Below are 2,522 nucleotides of genomic sequence, written 5' to 3' on the forward strand. Positions count from 1 at the left end.
ACCGGGTCGTTCGGGGCCACGACGACGAGGTCGAGCCCGCCCACGCGGTGGGCGACCGGGGCGAGCTCGATGTCGCGGGCCTCGGCCATGGCGCCGGCGTAGAAGGTGGCGATCTGGGCCATGTCCCGGTCGGTGGTGCAGACGAAGCGCGCGGTGTGCTGCGACTCCGAGTAGTGGATGGACTGGCAGTCCACGCCGTGGCGCTCGAGCCAGGACCGGTAGTCGGTGAAGTCCTCACCGACGGACCCGACGAGGATGGGGCGCTGCCCGAGGTTGGCCATGCCGAAGGCGATGTTCGCGGCGACACCGCCCCGACGCACCTGCAGGTCCTCGGTGAGGAATGACAGGGAGATCTTGTCGAGCTGCTCGACGACGAGCGAGTCGGCGAACAGCCCCTCGAAGGTCATCAGATGGTCGGTCGCAATGGATCCGGTGATGGCGATCTGCACCACTGCAACCTAGCGCGGCACGGGCTGGCGGGCGTCGGACCCCTGCTCAGGGGCTCGGCTGCTGAACCGTGCGACGCACCGACCCGGCTCGACGAGCGGGTCGAGGCGCGAGACCCGGGCACCGCCGCCGAGCTGCTCGAGCATGCCCTCCATGATGCCCTGGTGCACCGCGCAGACGACCTCGAGGTGGCCCTCGGCCACCTCGAGGAACGGGCAGTTGGTCACCTCGACGGTGGCTCCCCCGGCTGGGCCGTCGTCGGGCACGTGGCGGGAGTCGAAGCCCATGCCGTCGAGCGCGGTGACGACGGCCGCCACCGCCTCGGGCGCCCCGAGCAGGTCGACCGGGCTGGTGGCGGTGGCGACGAAGCGGCCGTAGTCACGCCCGGCCTCGATCCCCTCACCATGGGGGTCGCTCGAGTGCCGGGCCAGGTGGCGGCTCAGGATCTCGGCGAGCAGCCGATAGCTGCGGTGGGTGGCCTGGGGCGCCGACTGGGCCGCCGCGTAGTTGACCTGGGGCCGGCCGGGACGGCGACGGTCCTCACGGGCCCGCTCGGCGAGCCCGGCGGAGACGAGCGCGTCGAGGTGGAACCGGGCGGTGTTGAGGTGGATGCCGAGCCGCCGGGCGACGTCCGCGGCGGTCGACGGGGCCCGCAGTTCCTGGAGTGCCCCGAGCACTCGCGCCCGGGTCGGGCCGAGCCCGTGGGCCCGGTCGGCCAGCGCGGCGGAGGGTGTCGTGGTCATCGCCCCCATCGTCGCACGGCGGCCCTCAGGCGGCGCCGACGTCGGCCGGGTCCCGGTCCGCGTCGACGCCGCACGGGTCGAGTCCGGCATCGGCGACGAGGCTGCCGACTCGGTCGACGGCCGCCACCCCGTGCACCGGGGCCTCGCCGTCGACGATGACGACGGGCACGACTCCCGCGACGGTCTCGTCGCCTGCGGCGGTGGCCGTCCATGCCGTGCGCCAGTCCCGGACCGTCTGCCAGCCGGCATGGGTGATCGGGCCGCCGGTGACGTCGAGCGCGTATCCCCACAGGCTGAGCAGCTCGGTCGTCGACGTGCCGCGACGCACCTGGTCGACGAGGAGGGTGCGTACGACGCGGGCGTCGTTGAGGTCGACCCCGCGCCGCCAGAAGGCCTCGAAGAGCAGCCGGCGCACCGGCGCGGCAACCCCTGCCACGTACGCCTCGGCGTAGCCGGAGGTCGCGGCACCGGTGAACGGCACGAAGCCGGCCAGGGTCCGGGGCAGGACCTCACCGGGCAGCAGGTGCTGCTCGACCTTCGGCAGCTCATCCCGCAGGTGCCCGAAGCGGTCCGTCACGTCGAGCGGTCGCAGCGTGTGCCAGGGGTCGTGCTCGACGCTGCGCCAGTCGACCGCGACCCCGACGGCGCGGAGCAGCTCGGTGCGTCGCCACATCAGGTAGCTCCACGGACAGGTGAAGTCGCCATAGGCGACGATGCGGCCCACCGCGGGTACAGCCCCGCCGTGCGGTTGGGTGGCCGGCTGCGAGCGCACCTCGCGAACCTGCGTGGTCATGGGCTTCTCCTGTCGCCGATCCGGTCGTACTCTTTGTTTTTACAAGACGTTCGTCAAAACAACAAGAGAAGGGATGAAGGTGAGCACCGCATGACCTACGTGATCGGCAGCCCGTGCATCGACGTCAAGGACCGCGCCTGCGTCGAGGAGTGCCCGGTCGACTGCATCTACGAGGGCAACCGGTCCCTCTACATCCATCCGGACGAGTGCGTCGACTGCGGGGCCTGCGAACCGGTCTGCCCGGTAGAGGCCATCTATTACGAGGACGACCTGCCCGGCGAGCTGCAGCCGTTCCTCGCCGACAACGCCGCCTTCTTCGAGGACACGCTGCCGGGTCAGGCTGAGCCGCTCGGCTCCCCCGGCGGGGCGGCGCCGTTGGGCGTCGTCCCGACCGACACGCCGCTCGTGGCGCAGTGGCCACGTCAGGACGCCTGAGCACCTGACCGTATGCCGCACAGCGCGCCGGGGCGGTCAGCGCCGTGCGCGCGCCCGTCGCCGGGAGTGAGGGACGACGAAGGGCCCGGCCGAGAACTCGGCCG

General features: G+C 72.2%; 4 protein-coding genes. 1 reads left to right on the plus strand and 3 read right to left on the minus strand.

What is annotated here, in order from left to right; translation table 11 throughout:
* From N864_RS21435 to N864_RS25235, 3 genes are all read right to left on the minus strand, one after another.
* Positions 1–449: PfkB family carbohydrate kinase (locus N864_RS21435; RefSeq protein WP_034722223.1), on the minus strand; the 449-nt coding region annotated here is incomplete at its 3' end.
* 9 nt (positions 450–458) lie between these two features.
* Positions 459–1,190, minus strand: coding sequence for a helix-turn-helix transcriptional regulator (locus N864_RS25230; RefSeq protein WP_162164562.1), 732 nt, complete (start codon positions 1,188–1,190; stop codon positions 459–461).
* 25 nt (positions 1,191–1,215) lie between these two features.
* A complete protein-coding gene (locus tag N864_RS25235; protein ID WP_034722225.1) occupies positions 1,216–1,983 on the minus strand; it encodes a DsbA family protein in 768 nt (255 codons plus the stop codon).
* Between the two features lie 90 nt (positions 1,984–2,073).
* On the opposite strand from N864_RS25235, the gene fdxA reads away from it, so the two are divergent.
* Entirely contained in the window at positions 2,074–2,418 is a 345-nt protein-coding gene (gene fdxA, locus N864_RS21450) for a ferredoxin (RefSeq protein ID WP_034722226.1), read from the plus strand.
* The last annotated feature ends 104 nt before the right edge of the window (positions 2,419–2,522 follow it).

Source organism: Intrasporangium chromatireducens Q5-1 (genome assembly GCF_000576575.1).
Lineage (GTDB): Bacteria > Actinomycetota > Actinomycetes > Actinomycetales > Dermatophilaceae > Intrasporangium_A > Intrasporangium_A chromatireducens.

Coding starts and splice junctions, on each gene's coding strand:
- fdxA (WP_034722226.1), top strand. CDS start 2,074: ATGACCTACGTGATCGGCAGCCCGTGCATCGACGTCAAGGACCGCGCC.
- N864_RS25230 (WP_162164562.1), bottom strand. CDS start 1,190: ATGACCACGACACCCTCCGCCGCGCTGGCCGACCGGGCCCACGGGCTC.
- N864_RS25235 (WP_034722225.1), bottom strand. CDS start 1,983: ATGACCACGCAGGTTCGCGAGGTGCGCTCGCAGCCGGCCACCCAACCG.